Below are 2423 nucleotides of genomic sequence, written 5' to 3' on the forward strand. Positions count from 1 at the left end.
TGTCATAAAAGGGATAACCCAACTCGGCGAGCTTAAAAAGGGTTTTAAGCAGATCAACGAAAGCATTTCGGAAACGAATAAAGCGCTAAAGATGTTTGACAATCAAAAGCTTACTAATCTGCAGCATAGCCTACGCGAGGCTAGGCGTAACGTTATAGCGGAGTTTGCCACTATAAGAAACGCCGCCGCAACGGGAGTTTTTGCGCTTCCCATCAAGCTTGCCATAGATGATGAGGCAGCCTTTGCAAATGTCAAAATACGTAGATGATAGCGCTGAAAATCTACAAATTCTAAAAGGAGAGATGCGCAACCTCTCTAGCTCTTTGGGGCTTAGTTTTGAGCGCATAAGCGAGATAGCCTCGGGCGGTGGAAAGATAAATTTAAAAGGCGAGGATCTACTTAAATATACTCGCATGCTTGCAACTGGAGCCGCAGCGTTTGAAATGAGCGCTGAGGATCTAAGTAGAGCCAGTAACAATATGAAGGTAGGCTTTAAGATTTAGATAGGATGAACGAGTTATTTGATGCAATAAATTTGCTTGATAATACCGTAGAAAACGCAAACGCTAAAGATATATTCGAAGCTATCTCTTTGATCGCCGCAAACTCTAATCTTATCGGACTAAATGAAAAGTCGGCAGCCGCTATAAGCTCTACGATGCTTAGCACCGGTAAAGCCACGAGCGTCGTGGGAACTTCGCTTAACGCTCTTTTTACGAGGCTCGATACTGCAGAGAGCCAAAGCAAGGCATTTCAGGAAGCACTAAAACAGATCGGACTGGACGCAAAGACGCTTAAAGCCAATCTACAAAAAGATGCCGAGGGCACGATAGTGGATTTCTTGGACCGAATTAATAAGGCGCCTAAGCAGATGAGATCGGGCTTGCTTTATGATTTGGTAGGCGGTAATTTCAATGATGGTGATGAATGTGGACGCGTTAAAAGAAAATTTAAGACGTGCCTATTCCGATGAAGCAAAGGGCTCTATGAAAAAAGAGCTTCAAACGAAGCTGGATACTACCGCTTCAGCAATAGAGCGTCTTAAACAGAGCGCTTTAAATTTAGCCGCCATCATAGGAGAGACTTTCTTACCTATGATAAACTCGCTCGCAAACTCTTTGGGCTCGCTAGCGGCTTGGGTGCAAAAATTAGCGAGAGAATTTCCGACGCTTACGAAGGTACTTAGCTCGGCGGTAGCGGGATTTTTGATTTTCAAGCCCGTATGGTTGCTACTAAAAATAGCGATCTTTAGCGTTATAGACGGCTTTATCGGTATCGTTAAAATTCTTAAAATTTTAAATCCGCTTTTTCTGATAACCAAGGTGCGAGCTGCAGCTACGGCCGTGGCCCTAAAGGCACAAGCCGTGGCCTCGTGGCTGGTGGGCGCAAGGTTACGCTTTGCCCTCGTTTGGACGCAGTTATACAACCTTGCCGTTAAACGCCTTACGGCCTCGGTCATTTTTCAAAGAGCAGCTATGATCGCTCACGCCGTAGCATCTAAGGCTGCAGCGGCGGCTATGGCTATACTACGAGGCGCAAGCATTGCTGCAGCTGCGGGCTTTCGCATAATGAAACTGGCTCTAATCACTACCGGCATCGGCGCCATAGTCGTAGGACTTGCTACGGCGGCCGTGTGGCTGTATGAGAATTGGGACCGAGTAAAAGCCTTTTTTCAAAATTTTTGGCAAAAAATAAAGCCTGAATGGGAGAGCTTTAAGAGCTGGCTGGATAGCTGGATAGAGGCATTTAGTAGCGTATTTGATGAGACGGTAGCATGGTGGAAGGATCTATTTGCGGACTTTTTCGGCTGGATAGGAGAAAAGATCGATTGGGTACTTGGTAGCGTAAAAAGCGTAGGGGAATTTTTCGGCTTTGGAGATAGCAGTGCGCCGGTTATGGCGCCTGCTTATGCTAATGCCGATCGAAATTTCACCCCAGCTCCGAATCGCCCTATGGGCGAAGCGCTCAGCACTCTTAGCTCAAGTCGCGCCGGGGGCAATACAAACGTCGTTTTTAACGGCGATTTTAAGATAGATACTCACGGAGGCAGTATCGATACGGAAGCCTTTAGACGTCAAATTTCAAAGGACGTGCAGGAAGCTATCAGACGAAATGAGCGAAATGCTAAAAATACGGACGTGAGAGGTTAAAAATGGTCTTAAATTTGGGTGGCTTTAAATTTGAGTGGAAGCAAACGAGCGAAATATCAGTAGAAACGGAATTCGGCATAAACTCCGCCGAGCGGATAAACAACCATTCCGCGCTGCTGAATGCTAACCTGGGTACGCAGAGCATTACCCTTAGCGGACAAACTCTGCCATTCGCCTTCGACGGACAAAGTGCGCTTAAGCCGCTTTATGCTTTGGCCGAGTTGCGAAAATCCTTACCGCTCGTGACGGGGCTGGGTAAATATCTAGGCAGAT

At 46.5% G+C, this 2423-nt stretch carries 5 protein-coding genes; all 5 read left to right on the forward strand.

Annotated elements, in window-relative coordinates:
• On the forward strand, positions 1 to 268 hold a 268-nt coding region (locus Q0257_RS05610; protein ID WP_298022661.1), incomplete at its 5' end, for a hypothetical protein.
• On the forward strand, positions 249 to 503 hold the full coding sequence (locus Q0257_RS05615; RefSeq protein WP_298022664.1) for a hypothetical protein: 255 nt from the start codon (positions 249 to 251) through the stop codon (positions 501 to 503). The genes Q0257_RS05610 and Q0257_RS05615, both read left to right, overlap by 20 nt.
• A gap of 5 nt (positions 504 to 508) precedes the next feature.
• A complete protein-coding gene (locus Q0257_RS05620; protein WP_298022667.1) occupies positions 509 to 973 on the forward strand; it encodes a phage tail tape measure protein in 465 nt (154 codons plus the stop codon).
• A complete protein-coding gene (locus tag Q0257_RS05625) occupies positions 915 to 2150 on the forward strand; it encodes a phage tail tape measure protein (protein WP_298022669.1) in 1236 nt (411 codons plus the stop codon). Before Q0257_RS05620 ends, Q0257_RS05625 begins: the two co-directional genes overlap by 59 nt.
• 2 nt (positions 2151 to 2152) lie before the next feature.
• Positions 2153 to 2423: phage tail protein (locus Q0257_RS05630; RefSeq protein ID WP_298022672.1), on the forward strand; the 271-nt coding region annotated here is incomplete at its 3' end.

The sequence above is a fragment of the uncultured Campylobacter sp. genome (assembly GCF_938018035.1).
Lineage (GTDB): Bacteria > Campylobacterota > Campylobacteria > Campylobacterales > Campylobacteraceae > Campylobacter_B.

Coding starts and splice junctions, on each gene's coding strand:
- Q0257_RS05615 (WP_298022664.1), top strand. CDS start 249: ATGTCAAAATACGTAGATGATAGCGCTGAAAATCTACAAATTCTAAAA.
- Q0257_RS05620 (WP_298022667.1), top strand. CDS start 509: ATGAACGAGTTATTTGATGCAATAAATTTGCTTGATAATACCGTAGAA.
- Q0257_RS05625 (WP_298022669.1), top strand. CDS start 915: ATGATGGTGATGAATGTGGACGCGTTAAAAGAAAATTTAAGACGTGCC.